The sequence below is a fragment of the Methylobacterium sp. ME121 genome, from assembly GCF_000974725.1.
GTDB lineage: Bacteria > Pseudomonadota > Alphaproteobacteria > Rhizobiales > Beijerinckiaceae > Methylobacterium > Methylobacterium radiotolerans.
Genome location: NZ_BBUX01000035.1, coordinates 41,720 through 59,352 on the forward strand (window position 1 = coordinate 41,720; position 17,633 = coordinate 59,352).

At 73.2% G+C, this 17,633-nt stretch carries 19 protein-coding genes and 1 pseudogene; 16 read left to right on the forward strand and 4 right to left on the reverse strand.

What is annotated here, in order from left to right; translation table 11 throughout:
- The first annotated feature begins 16 nt into the window (after positions 1-16).
- The 9 genes from puhA (at position 17) to ME121_RS20160 (ending at position 8,347) form a co-directional block, all read left to right on the forward strand.
- Positions 17-796 (forward strand): photosynthetic reaction center subunit H, encoded by a 780-nt coding sequence (gene puhA / locus ME121_RS20120; protein ID WP_012318823.1) that lies wholly within the window; start codon positions 17-19, stop codon positions 794-796.
- On the forward strand, positions 793-1,443 hold the full coding sequence (puhB, locus tag ME121_RS20125; RefSeq protein WP_012318822.1) for a photosynthetic complex putative assembly protein PuhB: 651 nt from the start codon (positions 793-795) through the stop codon (positions 1,441-1,443). The genes puhA and puhB overlap by 4 nt, the downstream gene beginning before the upstream one ends.
- 11 nt (positions 1,444-1,454) lie before the next feature.
- Entirely contained in the window at positions 1,455-1,955 is a 501-nt protein-coding gene (gene puhC, locus ME121_RS20130) for a photosynthetic complex assembly protein PuhC (RefSeq protein ID WP_012318821.1), read from the forward strand.
- Entirely contained in the window at positions 1,955-2,251 is a 297-nt protein-coding gene (locus tag ME121_RS20135; protein ID WP_012318820.1) for a hypothetical protein, read from the forward strand. The genes puhC and ME121_RS20135 overlap by 1 nt, the downstream gene beginning before the upstream one ends.
- The gene (acsF, locus tag ME121_RS20140) at positions 2,248-3,336 is read left to right on the forward strand and encodes a magnesium-protoporphyrin IX monomethyl ester (oxidative) cyclase (protein WP_059409497.1); all 1,089 of its coding nucleotides are present in this window, start codon (positions 2,248-2,250) and stop codon (positions 3,334-3,336) included. The genes ME121_RS20135 and acsF overlap by 4 nt, the downstream gene beginning before the upstream one ends.
- A 1-nt stretch (position 3,337) precedes the next feature.
- On the forward strand, positions 3,338-4,132 hold the full coding sequence (gene puhE, locus ME121_RS20145; protein WP_012318818.1) for a putative photosynthetic complex assembly protein PuhE: 795 nt from the start codon (positions 3,338-3,340) through the stop codon (positions 4,130-4,132).
- Positions 4,133-4,244: 112 nt separating this feature from the next.
- Positions 4,245-5,462 carry a 5-aminolevulinate synthase gene (gene hemA, locus ME121_RS20150; RefSeq protein ID WP_012318817.1) on the forward strand — a complete coding sequence of 406 codons (1,218 nt, stop codon included), beginning with the start codon at positions 4,245-4,247 and terminating at the stop codon, positions 5,460-5,462.
- Between the two features lie 177 nt (positions 5,463-5,639).
- The gene (gene bchI, locus ME121_RS20155) at positions 5,640-6,650 is read left to right on the forward strand and encodes a magnesium chelatase ATPase subunit I (RefSeq protein ID WP_024830331.1); all 1,011 of its coding nucleotides are present in this window, start codon (positions 5,640-5,642) and stop codon (positions 6,648-6,650) included.
- Positions 6,647-8,347 carry a magnesium chelatase subunit D gene (locus tag ME121_RS20160; RefSeq protein WP_029359373.1) on the forward strand — a complete coding sequence of 567 codons (1,701 nt, stop codon included), beginning with the start codon at positions 6,647-6,649 and terminating at the stop codon, positions 8,345-8,347. The genes bchI and ME121_RS20160 overlap by 4 nt, the downstream gene beginning before the upstream one ends.
- A 31-nt stretch (positions 8,348-8,378) precedes the next feature.
- On the opposite strand, the gene ME121_RS33875 is transcribed toward ME121_RS20160, so the two are convergent.
- Positions 8,379-8,525: a hypothetical protein gene (locus tag ME121_RS33875; RefSeq protein WP_012318814.1), complete on the reverse strand. Its 147-nt coding sequence runs from the start codon at positions 8,523-8,525 to the stop codon at positions 8,379-8,381.
- Here ME121_RS33875 and ME121_RS33880 point away from each other — a divergent pair.
- The 6 genes from ME121_RS33880 to ME121_RS20185 all read left to right on the forward strand — a co-directional run bounded on the left by ME121_RS33880 (position 8,524) and on the right by ME121_RS20185 (position 14,180).
- Positions 8,524-8,742, forward strand: a complete 219-nt coding sequence (locus ME121_RS33880) for a hypothetical protein (protein WP_143739298.1) — start codon at positions 8,524-8,526, stop codon at positions 8,740-8,742. The genes ME121_RS33875 and ME121_RS33880 overlap by 2 nt on opposite strands.
- Positions 8,736-9,644, forward strand: coding sequence for an alpha/beta fold hydrolase BchO (gene bchO, locus ME121_RS20165; RefSeq protein ID WP_012318813.1), 909 nt, complete (start codon positions 8,736-8,738; stop codon positions 9,642-9,644). The genes ME121_RS33880 and bchO overlap by 7 nt, the downstream gene beginning before the upstream one ends.
- A 101-nt stretch (positions 9,645-9,745) precedes the next feature.
- Positions 9,746-10,531 (forward strand): gamma-glutamyl-gamma-aminobutyrate hydrolase family protein, encoded by a 786-nt coding sequence (locus tag ME121_RS20170; RefSeq protein WP_059409498.1) that lies wholly within the window; start codon positions 9,746-9,748, stop codon positions 10,529-10,531.
- 294 nt (positions 10,532-10,825) lie between these two features.
- Positions 10,826-11,578, forward strand: a complete 753-nt coding sequence (gene gntA, locus ME121_RS20175) for a guanitoxin biosynthesis heme-dependent pre-guanitoxin N-hydroxylase GntA (RefSeq protein WP_024830335.1) — start codon at positions 10,826-10,828, stop codon at positions 11,576-11,578.
- A 43-nt stretch (positions 11,579-11,621) separates the two neighbouring features.
- Positions 11,622-12,218 (forward strand): DUF1989 domain-containing protein, encoded by a 597-nt coding sequence (locus ME121_RS20180; RefSeq protein ID WP_029359371.1) that lies wholly within the window; start codon positions 11,622-11,624, stop codon positions 12,216-12,218.
- Between the two features lie 222 nt (positions 12,219-12,440).
- Complete coding sequence (locus ME121_RS20185; protein ID WP_059409499.1) at positions 12,441-14,180, forward strand: methyl-accepting chemotaxis protein; 1,740 nt, start codon at positions 12,441-12,443, stop codon at positions 14,178-14,180.
- A 102-nt stretch (positions 14,181-14,282) separates the two neighbouring features.
- On the opposite strand, the gene ME121_RS20190 is transcribed toward ME121_RS20185, so the two are convergent.
- The 3 genes from ME121_RS20190 to ME121_RS20200 all read right to left on the reverse strand — a co-directional run bounded on the left by ME121_RS20190 (position 14,283) and on the right by ME121_RS20200 (position 17,161).
- Positions 14,283-15,536: a cytochrome P450 gene (locus tag ME121_RS20190; protein ID WP_053621348.1), complete on the reverse strand. Its 1,254-nt coding sequence runs from the start codon at positions 15,534-15,536 to the stop codon at positions 14,283-14,285.
- Positions 15,537-15,644: 108 nt separating this feature from the next.
- Positions 15,645-16,916 (reverse strand): NAD(P)/FAD-dependent oxidoreductase, encoded by a 1,272-nt coding sequence (locus tag ME121_RS20195; protein ID WP_059409500.1) that lies wholly within the window; start codon positions 16,914-16,916, stop codon positions 15,645-15,647.
- Entirely contained in the window at positions 16,916-17,161 is a 246-nt protein-coding gene (locus ME121_RS20200; protein ID WP_059409501.1) for a ferredoxin, read from the reverse strand. The genes ME121_RS20195 and ME121_RS20200 overlap by 1 nt, the downstream gene beginning before the upstream one ends.
- Before the next feature lie 257 nt (positions 17,162-17,418).
- Between ME121_RS20200 and ME121_RS20205 the strand changes: the two are divergent.
- Positions 17,419-17,633: pseudogene (locus ME121_RS20205) on the forward strand (hypothetical protein); the annotation flags it as partial.

Consider the following 17,633-nt stretch of genomic DNA (forward strand, 5'->3'; position numbering starts at 1 on the left):
TTCGGGGAGGACAGCCATGCCAACCGGCGCACTTACGGGTTACGTCGACGTCGCCCAGGTCGTGCTCTACGCCTTCTTCCTCTTCTTCGCGGGACTGGTCTTCTGGCTCCGCCGCGAGGACCGGCGCGAGGGCTATCCCCTGGAGAACGAGGCGGTCGGCCGGCGCAAGGCGGACGACCCGATCCTGATCCCGCGGTCCAAGGCGTTTCACCTGCCGGGCGGCGAGACGACCTACGCGCCGCAGGCGGTGCACGGCCGGGACGACATCGAGACCGGCATCCCGGCCCGCAAGGTCGAGCCCTGGCCGGGGGCGCCCTACGAGCGCACGGAATCGTCGCTCCAGGCCGGCGTCGGTCCCGGCTCCTGGGTGCTGCGGCACGACGTGCACGACCGGACCTGGGACGACGAGATCCGCATCGTGCCCCTCCGGGTGGCGAAGAACTTCGTCATCCACGAGGACGGCCCGAACCCGATCGGCATGACGGTGTTCGGCACCGACAGCGCCGTCGCGGGCGTGATCAGCGACGTCTGGGTCGACCGCGGCGAGTCGCTGATCCGCTACTACGAGGTCGAGCTCCCGACGGGCGGACGCCGGCTGATGCCGACCACGTTCTGCCGGGCCGGCGGTTTCACCAAGACGGTGACGACCGAGGCGCTGCTCGCGAGCCAGTTCGCCGACATCCCGACCACCCGCGATCCCGACAGCGTGACCTTCCTGGAGGAGGAGCGGATCATCTCGTATTTCGGCGCCGGCACGCTCTACGCGACGCCGGCCCGGGCGGAGCCCCTGATATGAGCGGCGACTTCCTCCCCGAAGGCACCCTGCGGGGTCTGCCCGGCCCGCTGCCGCCGGGCGAGCGCATCCTCTGGCAGGGCGCGCCGACCACCGCGGGCCTGCTGGTCCGAGTGTTCCACGCCCGCCTCGTGATCGCGTGGTTCTCGGTCTGCGCCCTGGCCTTCGGCCTCGCGGCGGGCTCGCCCGCGGCGGCGCTGAGGGTGGTGGCGCCGACCCTGGTGATCGGCGCCGGCGCCGTCGCGCTGCTCTGGCTGCTCGCCTGGCTCACGCACCGGACGACGCTCTACACGGTGACCAACCGCCGCGTCGTGCTGCAGGCCGGCATCGCCCTGCCGGTGACCCACAACCTGCCCTTCGCGCAGATCGAGACCGCGGCCCTGCGCGCCTTCACGGACGGCAGCGGCGACCTGCCACTGCGGTTGCAGCCGGGCCTCCGGATCGCCTACCTTCACATCTGGCCGCACGTCCGGCCCTGGCGTCTCGCCCGGACCGAGCCCATGCTGCGCTCCGTGCCGGACGCGGACGCCGCGGCGGCGCTGCTGGCACGCGCCCTCGAAGCCCATGCCGACGGCACCGCGCCGCCGGTCCGGGTGGCGCGTCTCGGCCGAGCGGACGAGAATCCCGGTCGCCTCGTCGCGGCCGAATAGGGAGGGGCACGATGGGCGAGCGGGCGGAGGGCGCCGGCCGGGCCACGGCATCGGCGGTCGCGGGACCGGCACCGGCGCTGCTGATGATCGGCGGCGGCGCGCTGATGGGCTTCACCATGCTGGCGGTCCTGATCGGCCGGAGCGAGAAGGTCGGCCTCGTCGCCCTGCCGCCCGCCAATGTGGTGGAACGGCTCGAATTCCGCGCCGAGGATCAGGTCGACGGCTCGATCGCCCTGCGGGACGTCGCCGACCGGCACATCGTGGCCTGGATCCGCCCCGGCGAGGACGGCTTCCTGCGCGGGACGCTGCGGGGCCTCGCCCAGGCCCGCCAGCGGGAGGGACTCGGCCCCGAGAAGCCCTTCAGCCTGACCCGCTACGACGACGGCCGCCTCGCGCTGGCCGACGAGGCCACCGGCCGCCGGGTGCCCCTGGAGGCCTTCGGGCCGACCAATGCCGGGGCCTTCGCCCGGCTGATGCCCGGGCCCGGCGCGCCCGCCACGGAGACGCGGTGATGGGCCTGTTCGGCAGCCGCACCGTCACCGTGCCCTGCACGGTGGAGATCGAGCAGACGCCCGAGAGCCTGCACGCGCACGTCACCCTCGATGCCGGCTTCGAGATCGAGCCCGGCGACGCGGTTCAGGTCCACGACGCGCCGACCTCGGTGCCCTACGGCGAGCGCCTCACCGTGCGGCGCACCGCCACGGTGACCAGGGCCGGCCCGCTGGAGCGGGCCTGGACCAAGCTCATCGCCCATCTCGAGCTGACCGAACTCTACGAGGTCAGCTTCTCCGAGAGGAGGAAGCTGTGAACGCACCCGTCCCGCCGCCCTCCGGCCAGCCCGTTCCGAAGACTCCGGTCAACGAGTCGACCCGGGCCGCCCAGGAGACGACCTTCCTGTCGCCCCGCTTCTACACGACCGACTTCGACGAGCTCGACCGGACCAACGTCGAGCCGGTACGCCGCGACTGGGACGTGCTGATCGCCGAGCTGCGCTCCGACCCGAACAAGCGCCACTTCACCCGCAACGCGGAGTTCGACTGCGACCTGTCGCGGATGGAGCCCGAGTTGCGGAAGGAGTTTCTGGACTTCTTGGTCTCTTCCATCACGGCAGAGTTTTCCGGCTGCGTGCTCTACGCGGAGATGCGCAAGCGCGCGAAGAACAAGGACATCAAGGAGCTGTTCGGCTTCATGAGCCGCGACGAGGCGCGTCACGCCGGCTTCATCAACGACACGCTGAAGGATTTCGGCATCGGCGTGGACTTGGGGTTCCTCACCAAGTCCAAAAAATACACGTTCTTCCGGCCGAAATTCATCTTCTACGCCACCTATCTCTCCGAAAAGATCGGCTACGCCCGCTACATCACGATCTTCCGCGAGCTGGAGCGGCACCCGGAGCGGCGCATCCACCCGATCTTCAAGTGGTTCGAACTGTGGTGCAACGACGAGTTCCGCCACGGCGAGGCCTTCGCGCTGCTGATGCGCGCGAACCCGAAGCTGACGAGCGGCGTGAACCGCTACTGGATCCGGTTCTTCCTGCTCGCGGTCTTCGCCACGATGTACGTGCGCGACCATCACCGCCCGGCCTTCCACGCGGCGCTCGGGGTCGATCCCAGCGACTACGACTTCAAGGTCTTCCGGATCACCTCGGAGATCTCCCGCCAGACCTTCCCGCTGGAGCTCGACCTCGACAACCCGAAGTTCAAGGCGGGGCTCGACCGGCTGCTCGCCTGCTCCCGGGCGATCGCCGACGCCAAGGCGCGGGGCGGCCTCGTCGGCAAGGCCCTGCAGGGGTTCCACGCCGCCCGGGCGGCGGTGACCTTCGCGCGGCTGTATTGTCTCCCCGTCAAGGCCAACGTCCTGCCGGCCGACATCCGTCTCCAGCCGGTCTGGTAGCATGGGGACCTACGCCGCCCCGGTCCTGTACGCGGTCCTGCTCTGGTGGTTCTCCACCGGGCTGATCCTGCTGCTCGACCACGCCCCGCGGCGGACGCATCCGTGGAGCATGGCCGGGGCGACCCTGCTGCTCGCCGGCGCCCTGGTGGCGATCCGGTCCAGCGCCGCCGACACGAGCGCCACGGGGGCCTACACGGCCTTCACGGCCGCGCTCGTCGTCTGGGGCTGGCAGGAGATGAGCTACTACATGGGCTTCCTGTCGGGCCCGCGGCCGGTCGCCTGCGCGCCGAGCGTGCGCGGCCTCGACCGGTTCCTCGCCGCGCTCGCCACCAGCCTGTGGCACGAATTCGCCATCGTGGTCGGCGGCCTCGCGATCCTGGCGCTGGTCTGGGGCAGCCCCAACCGCTTCGCCCTGTGGACCTACGGCACGCTGGTGGTGATGAACCTCTCGGCGCGGCTCAACCTGTTCCTGGGGGTGCGCAACCTCCACGCCGAGTTCCTGCCGGACCATCTCGGCTACCTCGCCTGCTACCTGTCCCGGAAGCCGATGAACCTGCTGTTCCCGGTCTCGGTGAGCCTCGGGACCATCGCGGCGGCCCTGCTCGGGCGCGCGGCGCTCGGCGCCGACCTGCTGGAGCACGAGCTGATCGGCTTCACGGTCCTGGCGACGCTGACCGCGCTCGCCACCCTGGAGCACTGGTTCCTGATGCTGCCGCTGCCCTCGGCGGAGCTGTGGCGCTGGAGCCTGCCCGCGCGGGCGCCCGGGGAAGCGGCCGGGCCGCCGGACCACGTGTAGGCCGAGGGATCATCGCGGGGCGACGCACGTCCACCAATCTGGAACTGGTCTTGTGCGAAGTCCGGTGTCACAGGCGGGATCAACCCGCAGGATTTGTTCGGGGAGAGGCGACATGGATTACGAGACCTTCTTCGAAGGCGAGATCGCCGGGCTCCACCGGGAGGGCCGCTACCGGGTCTTCACCGACCTCGAGCGCCACGCGGGCAACTTCCCGCACGCCACCCACCACCACGCCTCCGGCACGCGGCCGGTCACGGTCTGGTGCTCCAACGACTATCTCGGCATGGGCCAGCACCCGGCCGTGACGGGGGCGATGCACGCGGCGATCGACCGCTGCGGCGCCGGGGCCGGCGGCACCCGCAACATCTCGGGGACGAACCACTACCACGTGCTGCTGGAGCGCGAGCTCGCCGACCTCCACGGCAAGGAGGCGGCCCTGCTGTTCACCTCCGGCTACGTGTCGAACTGGGCGGCGCTGGGGACCCTGGCGTCGCGCCTGCCGAACTGCGCGGTCTTCTCCGATTCCGAGAACCACGCCTCGATGATCGAGGGCATCCGGTTCTCCCGCGCCGAGCGCCACATCTTCCGCCACAACGACCCGGAGGACCTGAACCGCAAGCTCGCGCTGGTCGACCCGGCCCGGCCGAAGCTGGTGGCCTTCGAGTCGGTCTACTCGATGGACGGCGACATCGCGCCGATCGCCGAGATCTGCGACGTGGCCGAGGCCCACGGGGCGCTCACCTATCTCGACGAGGTCCACGCGGTCGGCCTCTACGGGGCGCGCGGCGGCGGCATCTCGGAGCGGGACGGCGTCGCCCACCGGCTCGACGTGATCGAGGGCACGCTCGGCAAGGCCTTCGCGGTGCACGGCGGCTACATCACGGCCTCCGAGAAGCTCTGCGACTTCGTGCGCAGCTTCGCCTCGGGCTTCATCTTCACGACCTCGCTGCCCCCGGCCGTCGCGGCGGGCGCGGCGGCGAGCATCCGCCACCTCAAGGAGAGCGGCGCCGAGCGCGCCCGGCATCAGGAGCGCGTGGCGAAGGTCCGGCAGGCCCTGGAGGCCGCCGACATCCCGACCATGCCCAACGACAGCCACATCGTGCCGGTGATGGTCTGCGATCCCGTGCTCTGCAAGGGGATCTCCGACACCCTGCTCGACGAGTTCGGCATCTACGTGCAGCCGATCAACTACCCGACCGTCGCCCGCGGCACCGAGCGCCTGCGGATCACGCCGTCGCCGCTGCACACGGACGCCGACATCGCCCATCTGGTCCAGGCGCTCACCACGATCTGGGGGCGGATCGGGCTCCGGCAGAAGGCGGCGGAGTAGGGCTTCCCTTCTCCGACCCACCCCCTCATCCTGAAGTGCCCGCGGCGGCGGGCCTCGAGGGAGGGCTCGGGCCGGCCGCGCGATCCCTGGAGTTCCCCTTCGAGGCCTTCGCCGCGCTCCGGCACCTCAGGATGAGGGGGGTGGGTCGGATGCCCCCCGCAGCGTCGAGTCACACCCGTGCCCACCTTTCCCTTCTCGGCCATCGTCGGCCAGGACGAGATGCGCCAGGCGCTGCTGATCGCGGCGGTGGACCCGGCGGTCGGCGGCGTGCTGGTCTTCGGCGACCGCGGCACGGGCAAGTCCACGGCGATCCGGGCGCTGGCCGCCCTGCTGCCGCCGATGCGGGCGGTGGTCGGCTGCCCGTACAATTGCGATCCCGACGGCCCGGCGGAGAGCTGCCCGCACTGCGCCGAGGGTGGCCCGCGCAAGAGTCACAAGAAGCCGGTGCCCGTCGTGGACCTGCCGCTCGGCGCCACCGAGGACCGGGTGGTCGGCACCCTCGACCTGGAGCGGGCGCTCGGGGCCGGCGTGAAGGCGTTCGAGCCGGGGCTGCTGGCGCGCGCCAATCGCGGCTTCCTGTACATCGACGAAGTGAACCTCCTCGAGGACCACCTCGTGGACCTGCTGCTCGACGTGGCGGCCTCCGGGGTCAACACCGTGGAGCGCGAGGGCCTGTCGCTCCGCCACCCGGCGCGGTTCGTCCTCGTCGGGTCCGGCAACCCGGAGGAGGGGGAGTTGCGCCCGCAGCTCCTCGACCGGTTCGGGCTGGCCTGCGAGGTCGCGACCCCGAAGGACATCCCGACCCGCATCGCGGTTGTGCGCGCCCGCGACGCCTACGAGCGCGACCCGGAGGGTTTCTGCGCGGCGCACGCGGGTGGCGAGCGCAAGATCCAGAAGAGCATCCTGCTGGCGCGGGAGCGCCTGCCCGCGGTGACTGTCCCGGACGCCGCCCTGGAGCGCACGGCGCGGCTCTGCCTGGCGCTGGGCACCGACGGGCTGCGCGGCGAGCTGACCCTGATGCGCACCGCGCGGGCGCTGGCCGCCCTCGACGGCGCCGGGGCGGTGACCGACGACCACCTCCGGCGCATCGCCCCGGCCGCCCTGCGCCACCGGCTGCGTCGCAACCCGCTGGACGAATCCGGTTCCACCGCCCGGGTGGAGCGGGCGCTGGCGGAGGTGTTCGCGTGACGGGCGCGCGGCTTCTCCCTCCCCCCGCAGAGGTCGGAAGGCGTGCGCTCGATCTCTGGGCCGATGCTCGTCTCGCCGCCCGTCTGCTCGCCGCCGACCCGCACGGGCTCGGCGGCGCGGTGCTGCGCGCCTCCCCCGGCCCGGTGCGCGAGCGCTGGCTCGAGATCCTGAGGGCGGCGCTGCCGCCCGGAACGCCCTGGCGGCGCCTGCCGCCCGGCATCGGCGACGACGGCCTGCTCGGCGGCCTGGATCTCGCCGCGACCCTGGCGGCGGGCCGCCCCGTCGCGCGGGCCGGGCTGCTCGCGGAGGCCGATGGCGGGATCGTCCTCGTCCCCATGGCCGAGCGTCTGCCGCCGGGCACCGCGTCGCGGCTCGCGGCCACCCTCGATACCGGCACGGTCTCCGACCGCCGCGCCCGGTTCGGCCTGATCCTCCTCGACGAGGGCGTGGCGGACGAGACGGTCGCCGAGGCGCTGGCCGATCGCCTCGCCTTCCGGATCGACCTGAGCGGGCTCGGCCTGGCGGAGGCCGCGGCGGCCGAGCCAGAACCCGCCGCAGGCGCACCGGAGCCCGACCCGGTCGGCAGCCTCTGCGCCCTGGCCGAGGCCTTCGGGATCGCGTCGCTGCGCGGGCCGATCCTGGCAGCGCGGGTGGCGCGCGCCCTCGCGGGAGTCGGGCCGATCGACCAGGCGGCGATCGTGGCGGCCGGGCGCCTGGTCCTGGCGCCGCGCGCCACGCGCCTGCCCGCACCGGAGCAGCCCGCCTCCGAGACCGCGGAGGCGCCGCCGGCGGAGCCGCCCGAGCCGAACGAGGCGGAGGCGTCGGATCCGGCCGCCGCGGAGGCGCCCGACGACGTCGTGCTGGAAGCGGTGCGCGCCGCGATCCCGCCGAACCTCCTCGACCAGCTGCTGGCGGGCGCGCAGCGTCTCCCGGCCGCGAGGGCCGGCCGGGTCGGGCAGGCGGCCTCCGCCCGCACCGGGCGCCCTGTCGGCAGCCGGCGGGGCGACCCGCGGCGGGGACGCCTGGACCTGCTCGCCACCCTGCGGACGGCGGCGCCCTGGCAGGCGCTGCGGCGCGACCCGGAGGAGGCGCGCCGCATCGTGGTGCGGCGGGACGATCTGCGGATCCGGATCCTCAAGCAGCGGACCGAGACCACCACGGTGTTCTGCGTGGACGCCTCGGGCTCGGCCGCCCTGGAGCGGCTGGCCGAGGCCAAGGGCGCGGTCGAGCTGCTGCTGGCGGAGGCCTATGTCCGCCGGGACCGGGTGGCGCTGGTGGCGTTCCGCGGCGCCGGCGCGGATCTGGTCCTGCCGCCGACCCGCTCGCTCACCCGGGCCAAGCGGGGGCTCTCGGGACTGCCGGGTGGAGGCGGGACGCCCCTCGCGGCGGGAATCGACGCCGCGGTCGCGGTGGCGCTGGGCGTGCGCCGCGGCGGCAGCCGGCCGGCGATCGTGCTGCTGACCGACGGGCGCGCCAACGTCGCGCGGTCGGGGGAGGGGGGACGGGTCCGCGCGGGCGCGGAGGCCCTGCAGGCGGCCCGCGCGTTGCGTGCGGCCGGGCTGCCGGCCCTCGTGGTCGATACCGGCACACGGGGTGAGGAGGCCCGTTCGGTCGCGAGCGCGATGGGCGCCCGCTACCTGAAGCTGCCGCGGGTCGAGGCCGGTCAGATCAGCGCGGCGGTGCGGGCGGCGCTCTGAGTGCCGCGCGCGTCAACCTCGGGCCAGGGTGTCAGAGGTCGCCGCCGATGCCGCTGTCGGCGAGGCGCTGGTGGTGGGCGAGCCAGGAGTTCAGCATCTCGCGCACGATGGCCTTGAGGCTCCAGCCGCCGGAGACGGGGGCGGCGATGTTCTGGGTCGAGGAGGTGAAGAGGATCATGGCCTTCTCCGAAGTTGGCGAACGCGTCTTGTTCTTGCTCGCCCGTGATATGCCGCCGCTGTTGCAGCGCAGCAATCGGTTTCCGCTCACCGGTGGCATGCGGCCGCCGCATGGGATTGTTCAGTGTTACGAAATACTTCCGGCCATGAACGATAGCGCCGCCGCCTCCCCCGGATCGCCCGGCGATGCCGCAGTGCAGGATACGGGCCCATGCTGACCGGTCTCGACGCGGAGCGGCCGGACTGGGCCGTGGAGGGCCGGGACTGGCCCCATCGGGAGGCGAGCCGCTTCGTGGAGGCGGCCGGCCTGCGCTGGCACGTCCAGGAATTCGGGTCTCCGGACGCCCCGACATTGCTGCTCCTGCACGGGACCGGGGCGGCCACGCACTCGTGGCGCGGGCTGGCGCCGCTCCTCGCGCGGGACTTCTTCGTGATCGCCCCGGACCTGCCGGGCCACGGCTTCACGGATCCGCTGCCCGACGCTGACCTGTCCCTGCCCGGCATGGCCCGGGCCGTGGCGGGTCTCGTGGCGGCGCTCGGCCGGCCGCCGGCCCTGGCGGCGGGCCACTCGGCCGGCGCCGCCGTCCTCGCGCGGATGTGCCTCGACGGCGCCATCGCGCCCCGGTTGCTGGCGGCCTTCAACGGCGCCCTGGCGCCGCTGCCTGGGGCGGCCAACCTGCTGTTCCCCAGCATGGCGCGGCTGCTGTTCCTCAACCCCTTCACCCCCCGCATCTTCGCCTGGACGGCGGACCGGTCCGCGGCCAAGCGGCTGATCGAGGGGACCGGCTCGCGCCTCGACCCGGAGGGCGTCGACCTGTACCGGCGGCTCTTCGCCCGGGCCGGCCATGTCCGCGGGGCGCTGGGCATGATGGCGAACTGGGATCTCGCCGGGCTGCACCGGGCGCTGCCCGGCCTCGCGACCCGGACCCTGCTGATCGTCGGCGGCGACGACAAGGCGATCCTGCCGGACACCGCCTTCTCGCTGCGCGATCGCCTGCCCGACGCCCGCGTCCGCCTGATCCGCGGGCTCGGCCACCTCGCCCATGAGGAGGCGCCCGAGCGCGTGGCCGAGGTGCTCCGCGCCGAGGCTTCGGACGCGGGTGTGCTGTCGCCGCCGTGAGCCGCATAGGACTGGCGCCGGCCTTGCGTGGGTCGTAGAGCCTGCCGCGGAGCGCGGCGGCCGCCGCGCGGCCAGGACAGGATCGAGGAGCAGCCGGGACGATGACGAGACCCGTGATCGGCGTCATCGGCAACGCGCGCCTGATCGACAGCCGCTTCCCGGCACAGATCGTCGGCGAGAACAACATGCGGGCGGTCGCCGCGGTGGCCGGCGCCCTGCCGCTGATGTTCGCCGCCGTCCCGGCGATCACCGACCTCGGCGACCTCCTCGACACCGTGGACGGCGTCCTGCTCACCGGGGGCCGCGCCAACGTCCACCCGGCGCGCTTCAACACCGAGCCCTGCGCGGCGCACGAGCCCTACGACGAGGATCGCGACGCCGTGGCGCTGCCGCTGATCGAGGCCTGCGTGGCGCGCGGCGTGCCGCTGTTCGGCATCTGCCGCGGCTTCCAGGAGATGAACGTCGCCTTCGGGGGCAGCCTGCACCCGGAGATCCGCGATCTGCCGGGCCGGCTTAACCACCGCATGCCGCGCCTCGAGAACGGCGAGATCCACCCGGACCTGGAACTGATCTTCGCCGACCGTCACGAGGTCAGGCTGGCGCCCGGGGGCACCTTCGCCCGCCTCCTGGAGCGCGAGACGATCCGGGTGAACTCCCTGCACGGCCAAGGTATTCTGGAGCCGGGCGGGCGGATCGTGGTCGAGGGCATCGCCGAGGACGAGACGGTCGAGGCGATCCGCGTCCGCGACGCGGCGGACTTCGCGCTGGGCGTGCAGTGGCACGCCGAGCACGACCCGGCGACCAACCCGATCAACCGCGCCCTGTTCGAGTCCTTCGGGGCCGCCGCGGCGACGCGGCACCGGGCGCGAACGGCCGGGCGGGCCTGAGCTTCCGCCCGGCGGATCGGCCCAGTCCAGGCGGCCCTCGCGGCAGCACAGCGCCGGAGCGGCGCCAGTCCGGCGAGTCTTTCCTGCCTTAACCTATGTTTATCCGGCGCGCCTGATCCACGGAATATTGGCTGATCGGCGGAGCACAACTTACCCGCGTTCAGCCGGATTCACCTTGTCCCCCGGACGACCTGTCGCAGGACGGAACAGCGGCCGCCCGGTGGTGTTGCCGGAGTCCCGAACAGCGGCCGCCTCGCGTCGAGGCCGGCCGCACAGAGACCGGGCAGGACCCGCATGCATCTCCCCCGCGACGACCGAGAGCACCCCCGTGCCGAGGCCTTCCGCGACTTCATCCGGAATCCGCCCTTCCCCTGCGTGGGCGCCAAGTCGGCCCTGTCCCGCGGGCGGATGCGGATCGTGGTGGCCCGGGACATCACCTCGGGTTGGGACGACATGCGGATCTACCCGGCGCTGCTCGCCTTCGTGGCGCAGTACCGCGCGCAGCCCGACCTGTTCCAGAGTTTCGCGGTCGTGTTCGAGGGTCCGGGCGATCTCTCGGAGGAAGCGTTCGAGCGGAATCTCTGGGCGCGCGCGCAATCCCTGACCGACAAGGATGCCTGGCTCGGTCAGCCCCACGATGCCCGCGTGGCCGAGGATCCCGACAACCCGCACTTCTCCCTGAGCTTCGGCGGCGAGGCGTTCTTCGTGGTCGGGCTGCACCCGCAGGCGAGCCGGCCGGCGCGGCGCTTCTCGTCGCCGGTCCTGGTCTTCAACCTGCACGCGCAGTTCGAGCGGCTGCGGGCGGAGGGGCGCTACGAGAAGCTGCGCGCCGCGATCCTGGAGCGCGACGAGGCCCTCGCCGGCAGCGTGAACCCGATGCTGGCGCGCCACGGCGAGGCCTCGGAGGCGCGCCAGTACAGCGGCCGCGCGGTCGACGCGGACTGGCGCTGCCCGATGAAGGGCCGACCGGCACCGGCCCCCGAGGCGCGGGACTGGCACCCGCCGGTCCTGCCCTTCGACCGCGGCCTGCCGGGCAGCGGCGCCTGAGCCGGTCGGATCGCGGGCCTCGAACGGAGTGAGCCAACCCACCATGTGCCAAGTCGACGTGCAGACGATCGAGCCGCGCTCCGGCGTCGCCTTCACCCTCGACCGGGGTCAGCGCCTCACGGTGATCGACCCGTGCGGGGAGCAGGTGGCCGACCTTCTCGCCTTCAACCGCCACGATACGGGGGAGGTGATCTCGTCGGGCCGGACCCTCGACTACGCCAGCCGGATCTACCTGACCACCGGAGACCCGCTCTACTCGAACCGCTCCAACATCCTGCTGCGGATCGTCGAGGACACGGTGGGGCGGCACGATTTCCTGCTGACGCCGTGCTCGTCCGACACGTTCCGCATCATCTACGGCGACACGAACCCGCATCGCGGCTGCTTCGGCAACCTCGCGGCGGCGCTCGCCCCCTACGGCATCGCGCCGGACGCGATCCCGGTGGCGTTCAACTGCTTCATGAACGTGCCGGTCGACGGCGCGACCGGGGCGCTCACCGTGGCGCCGCCCCTCAGCCGGGCAGGGGACCGGATCGTGTTCGTGGCCGAGACCGACCTGATCATCGGGCTCACCGCCTGCTCCGCCCTGCAATCCAACAACGGCAGCTTCAAGCCGATCCACTACAGCGTCAGCGCGTAGCTGCAGGCCGTCAAACGGCCCGGCCCGACCCCGATACTAATCTGTGTAAACCTCTAGACTGAACCGCATTCGCTAACTTGGCACCGATATTCGCCTCCGAAGTGCCGGCTAACGGCCTCACATCTTTGCGATTTACTAACCCGATTGCACGACGCTGATGCGGTGCAGCGCCGACGGCGAGTCCATGCCGGCCGGCCGAACGCCTCCTCTTCCGGTGCTCGGATGACCCCCACGCAGACCAGCCGCCCGCCCGCCGACCGTGCCGCGCCGTGGCAGGGCTTCGCCGATCTCCGGCTTCGCCACAAGCTCGCAGCCGTGATGGCCCTGGTGCTCCTGGCCATCGGCGCCCTCAGCGCCCTGAGCTTCGTCGACATGCGCGGCTCGGCGCTCGAGGACCGCGCCCTGATGACCAAGCGCCTGACCGAGGTCGCGCAGAGCCTGCTCGTCCACTACGAGGCGCAGGCCCGGACGGGCCAGATGCCCGTCGCCGAGGCGCAGAAGGCCGCGCTCGCGGCGATCACCGCCCTGCGCTTCGGCAGCGAGGACTACTTCTTCGTCCTCGACGCCCAGGGCCACCTGATCGCCAACGCCTTCAACGCCAAGAACGTCGGCAAGCAGGTGCTGGACCAGACCGACGTCCCGGGCGGGAAGCGCTACTTCGCCGAGATGGTCGAGACCGCCAAGCGCGACGGCTCCGGCTTCGTCGACTACATGAAGCCGCGCGCCGGCGGGTCCGTGCCGGTGGAGAAGGTCGCGAGCGTGCAGATGTTCAAGCCGTGGGGCTGGATCGTCGCCACCGGCCTGTACCGCGACGACGTCCACGCGGCCGTGCGCGACCGGGCGATCACCCTCGGGCTCTGGTCGGCCGGCCTCGCCCTGCCGATCCTGGCGCTGCTCCTGCTCGTCGGCAACGGCCTGTCGCGCCCGATCACCCGCCTGACCGCGGCGATGCGCGGCCTCGCGGACGGCGACCTCGCGGTGACGGTCGCCGACCAGCGCCGCGGCGACGAGGTCGGCGCCATGGCGCGCGCCGTCCAGGTGTTCAAGGACGCCCTGATCGCCAAGCGCGCGGCCGACGCGGCCGCCGTGACGGAGAGCGAGGCGAAGATGCGCCGCGCCCAGATGCTGGACGACGTCACCGCCCGGTTCGATGCGCAGGTCAGCGCGCTGACGCAGGGCCTGTCGGCGGCCGCGGTGGAGATGGAGGCCACGGCCCGGGAGATGACGCGCACGGCCGCGCGGACCACCGACCAGTCGGTGCGCGTCGCCGCGACCTCCGAGCAGACCTCCAGCAACGTGCAGACCGTGGCGGCGGCCAGCGAGGAGATGGCCGCCTCGATCAACGAGATCGCGTCCCGCGTCGCCCAGTCCTCCGCGATGGCCGACCGGGCCGGCACGGACGTGGCTCAGACCAACGCGCTGATGCAGGTGCTCTCCCGCGGCACGGACCAGATCAGCGAGGTGATGGGCCTGATCGCCGGGATCGCCGGGCAGACCAACCTGCTGGCCCTCAACGCCACCATCGAGGCCGCGCGCGCCGGCGAGGCGGGCAAGGGTTTCGCCGTGGTGGCGGGCGAGGTGAAGGCGCTGGCCTCGCAGACCGCCCGGGCGACCGAGACCATCGCGACGCAGATCGCGGCCATCCAGAACGAGACGCGGCAGGCGGTGGAGTCGATGCGGACGATCGGGGGCACGATCGAGGAGATGCGCACGGTCGCGCTCAGCGTGGCCGCCGCCATGGAGGAGCAGGGCGCGGCGACGAGCGAGATCGTCCGCAACGTCACGCAGGCGGCGCAGGGCACCCAGGCGGTGACCACCGACATCGCCGACGTCCGGCAGGCGGCCCGCGAGACCGGCGCGGCCTCCGATCAGGTGCTGAGCGCCGCGCAGGAACTGGCCCGCTACTCGACGAGCCTCGGCCAGGAGGTCGCGACCTTCCTCGCCGCCGTGAAGGCCGCCTGACAGCGGAGCGCCGGGCCGGCCGGGGCGGGCTGAGGCGGCGACCCGGCCGCAGATCGTCGGCCCCCCGTCTCGGCGGCCGCCCGGCCTCGCGGCCCCCTCGGCTCACGCGATCCCGTCGATCGCCACCCGGAGGTGCTCCGGACCGCGCAGGGCGGCGCCCGGCCGGTAGGGCGGCGGGTCCTCGATGAGGCGCGGCGCCTTCAGCCGGCGGGCGAGGGCGGTGAGCGCCGCCTCGGCCTCGAACCGGGCGAGCGGCGCGCCCACGCAGTAGTGCAGGCCGCCGCCGAACCCGAGATGGCGGGTTCCGGCGCGGTCCGGGTCGAACCGGTCGGGATCGGGGAAGACGGCCGCGTCGCGGTTGCCGGAGGCCAGCAGCAGCACGAGATCGGCCCCCTCGGGGACCGTGACCCCCGCGATGTCGATGGGCGACAGGGTCCGCCGCGTCCGGAACTGCACCGGCGGCTCGTAGCGGAGCAGCTCCTCGATCAGCCGCGGGGCCCGGAGCGGATCCTGCCGCAGGCGCTCCAGCTCGTCCGGATGCCGCAGCAGGGTCAGCAGGCCGTTGGTGATCAGGTTCACGGTGGTCTCGTGCCCGGCGACCAGCATCAGGATCGAGGTGGCGATCAGGTCGTAATCGCCCATCTTCACGCCGGCCGGGGTGGCGTGGTTGGCGAGGCCCGACAGCATGTCGTCCTGCGGGTGCCGGCGCTTCTCCTTGATCAGGGCGCCCATGTAGCCGCCGATCGCGTCGAAGGTCCGGCTGTTCGCCGCGCGGATCTCGGGGTCCGACAGGCTGTCGGGCTCCAGCGCGGTGGCGAGCTGGGTCGCCCAGCCGTGGAATTTCGGCTCGTCCTCCCGGGGCACGCCGAACAGCTCGCAGATCACCGTCACGGGCAGCGGGTAGGCGAGGTCGTCGACCGCGTCGATCTCCCGGGCACCGCATTTCTCGTCGAGCAGGTCGGCCACCAGCCGGTCGGAGCGGGCGCGCATCGCCTGGACGCGCTCGCGGGAGAACTGGTGCATCACCGCCGAGCGCAGCGCGTCGTGGTCCGGCGGGTCGCGGAAGATGAAGACCCGGTGCCGGTCCATCATCCAGTCCTTGAGCGGCTTCACGATCAGGTCGGTGAGGGGGTTGCCGGTGCGGGGCCGGTCGGCCGGCGGCAGGGTGTCGGAGCTGACCCGCGGGTCCTGCAGCAGGCGCGCGATGGTGCCGTGGCTCGCCGCCACCCACGTGCCCGCCTCGGTGCCGTCATCCTGGCGCGAGACGGGATTCTCCCGCAGCTTCGCGTAGACCGGGTAGGGGTTCGGCCGGTTGGCGAAGTCCTTGACCTGATCGAGGAGGGTGGCGTCGGGCATGCGGTCTCCTTCACACTTCGGGACAGATGCCGCGACAGCAAAGGCTTCGCGCATCGTGGCGGTTCCGCATCCGGGTCCGCGTCGTCCGCGCGACGCGGTCGGGCGGTCCTAGGCGAAGCCCGGCTCGAAGACCGTGACGCCCTTCGGTCGGTCGGTCGCGGCGCCCTCGGGCGGGAACGGCGCGCGGGCCTCGACCAGCTCGGCATGGGCCGGCAGCCAGCGGGCGGAATCCACCGAGACCGCCGCGATGCAGCGCCCCGCGCGGCCGTAGGTGGCGACGAACCGGCCGGCGGCCGCGTCGCCCTGCGTGATCGCCACCGCGTCGGCGCCCTCGGTCAGGCCGACGGACTTCACCACGAGGTCGCCCTGCGTCGACCAGAAGGTCGGCAGGGCGCCGTAGGGCGCCCCGGGCTCCGCGCCGGCGAGGAGCCGGCCGGCATGGACGCCCTGCGCCACCGCGTGGCTCCAGTGCTCCAGGGCGACGCGCCGGCCGTCGTAGAGCGGGTGGGGAAAGCGCGCCACGTCGCCGGCGGCGGCGATGCGCGGGTCGGGCCTGCCGTCGGTATCGAGGACGTGGCCGCGGGCGTCGCAATCGACCCCGCCCGGATCCGCCGACAGGCCGGCCCCGTCGAGCCACTCGGTGTTGCGCACGGCCCCCAGGGCGATGACGGCGATGTCGGCCGCGAGGCTGCTGCCGTCGACGAGATGGGCGCGAACCAGCCGGCCGTCCCGGCCCTCCAGCCACTCGACCTCGCGGCCGCACCGCAGCGCGACGCCGTGGCCCTCGTGGATCGCGCCGATGAACGCCCCGACGGTGCTGCCGAGGACGCGGCCCAGCGGCGTCGGGCCCGGCTCGACCAGGGTGACCGGCAGGTCGAGCTGCCGGCACAGGCTCGCGACCTCGCAGCCGATGAAACCGGCGCCGATCACCAGCACGTGCTTCGGGCCGGCGGCCAGCGCCCGCCGCAGGGCGGCGGCGTCGTCCCGCCCGCGCAGGGTGAAGACGCCGGCGAGGCGGCCCTCGTGCGGATTCGCCCAGGGCCGGGCGCGGGTGCCGGTGGCGATGAGCAGGCGGTCGTAGGGGAGGATCCGCCCGTCCGCGAGGCTGACCGTGCGCGCCTGCCGGTCGAGGCGCTGCGCCGCGCTGCCGAGCTGCCACTCCGCCGCGAGGGCGCCGATTCCCGGCAGGGTCGTGGCCTCCGCCGGGATCGCGCCGGTGAGGACGTGCTTCGAGAGCGGCGGCCTGTCGTAGGGAAAATGGGGCTCGTCGCCGACGATCGTCAGCGGGCCGGAGAAGCCCGCTTCGCGCAGGGCCTCGGCCCCGCGCAGCGCCGCGAGGCCGGCGCCCACGATCAGGACACGCCCGGGCTCCCACGCCATCAGGCGCCCCGCTCCGGATCCTCGACCCGGATCGCCTGGACCGGGCAGGCGACGCGCGCCCGCTCGATGTCGTCCCGGTCCCGCGCGGCGGGGGCGGGATCGTAGAACAGCGCCTCGTGCCCCTCGATGCGGAAGTGCCGCGGCGCCGCGTAGCAGCACTGGGCGTAGGCTTGGCACAGGTTGAGGTCGACGCTCACCCGAAGGCCGGGTGGGGGACCGGAGGACGCTTCGGCGGGGGCGGACATGGCGGAGCAACCGCGCGCGGCGCCGCGGGTTCCGCGGGCCTTCGTCGCGGGCCTCGGTCGCGGGTTCCATCGCTGGTATCGCCGCCGCCGGTCGTCGGACGGCCCGTCCGCGTCCGGCGCCGGCCGTCATCCGTATTAAACGTGTTTCGGCGATCCTGGTGGAAATGCAGCGACGCGATTCCCCTGCGCGGCGGTTCGATCTATTGTTGCGCTGCCCCGCGGATCTGTCCGAAACCCCGCGATGACAGGAGGGCGCCATGCCGCACGGTGCGCGAACGAGCCTCGCCGCCCTCATGCTGGTCCTGGGGATCGGCGGCGCCTCCGCCGAATCCGTCGCCACGACCTGGACGGACCCGCCGGCCCACAAGGCCGCGTCCCCGAAGGCGCCGGCCGCGGACCCGAAGGCGGCCGCACCGGCGCCGTCCGCCTCGACCCAGGCCGCGACCCCCGCCGCCGCGACCGAGACCCGGGC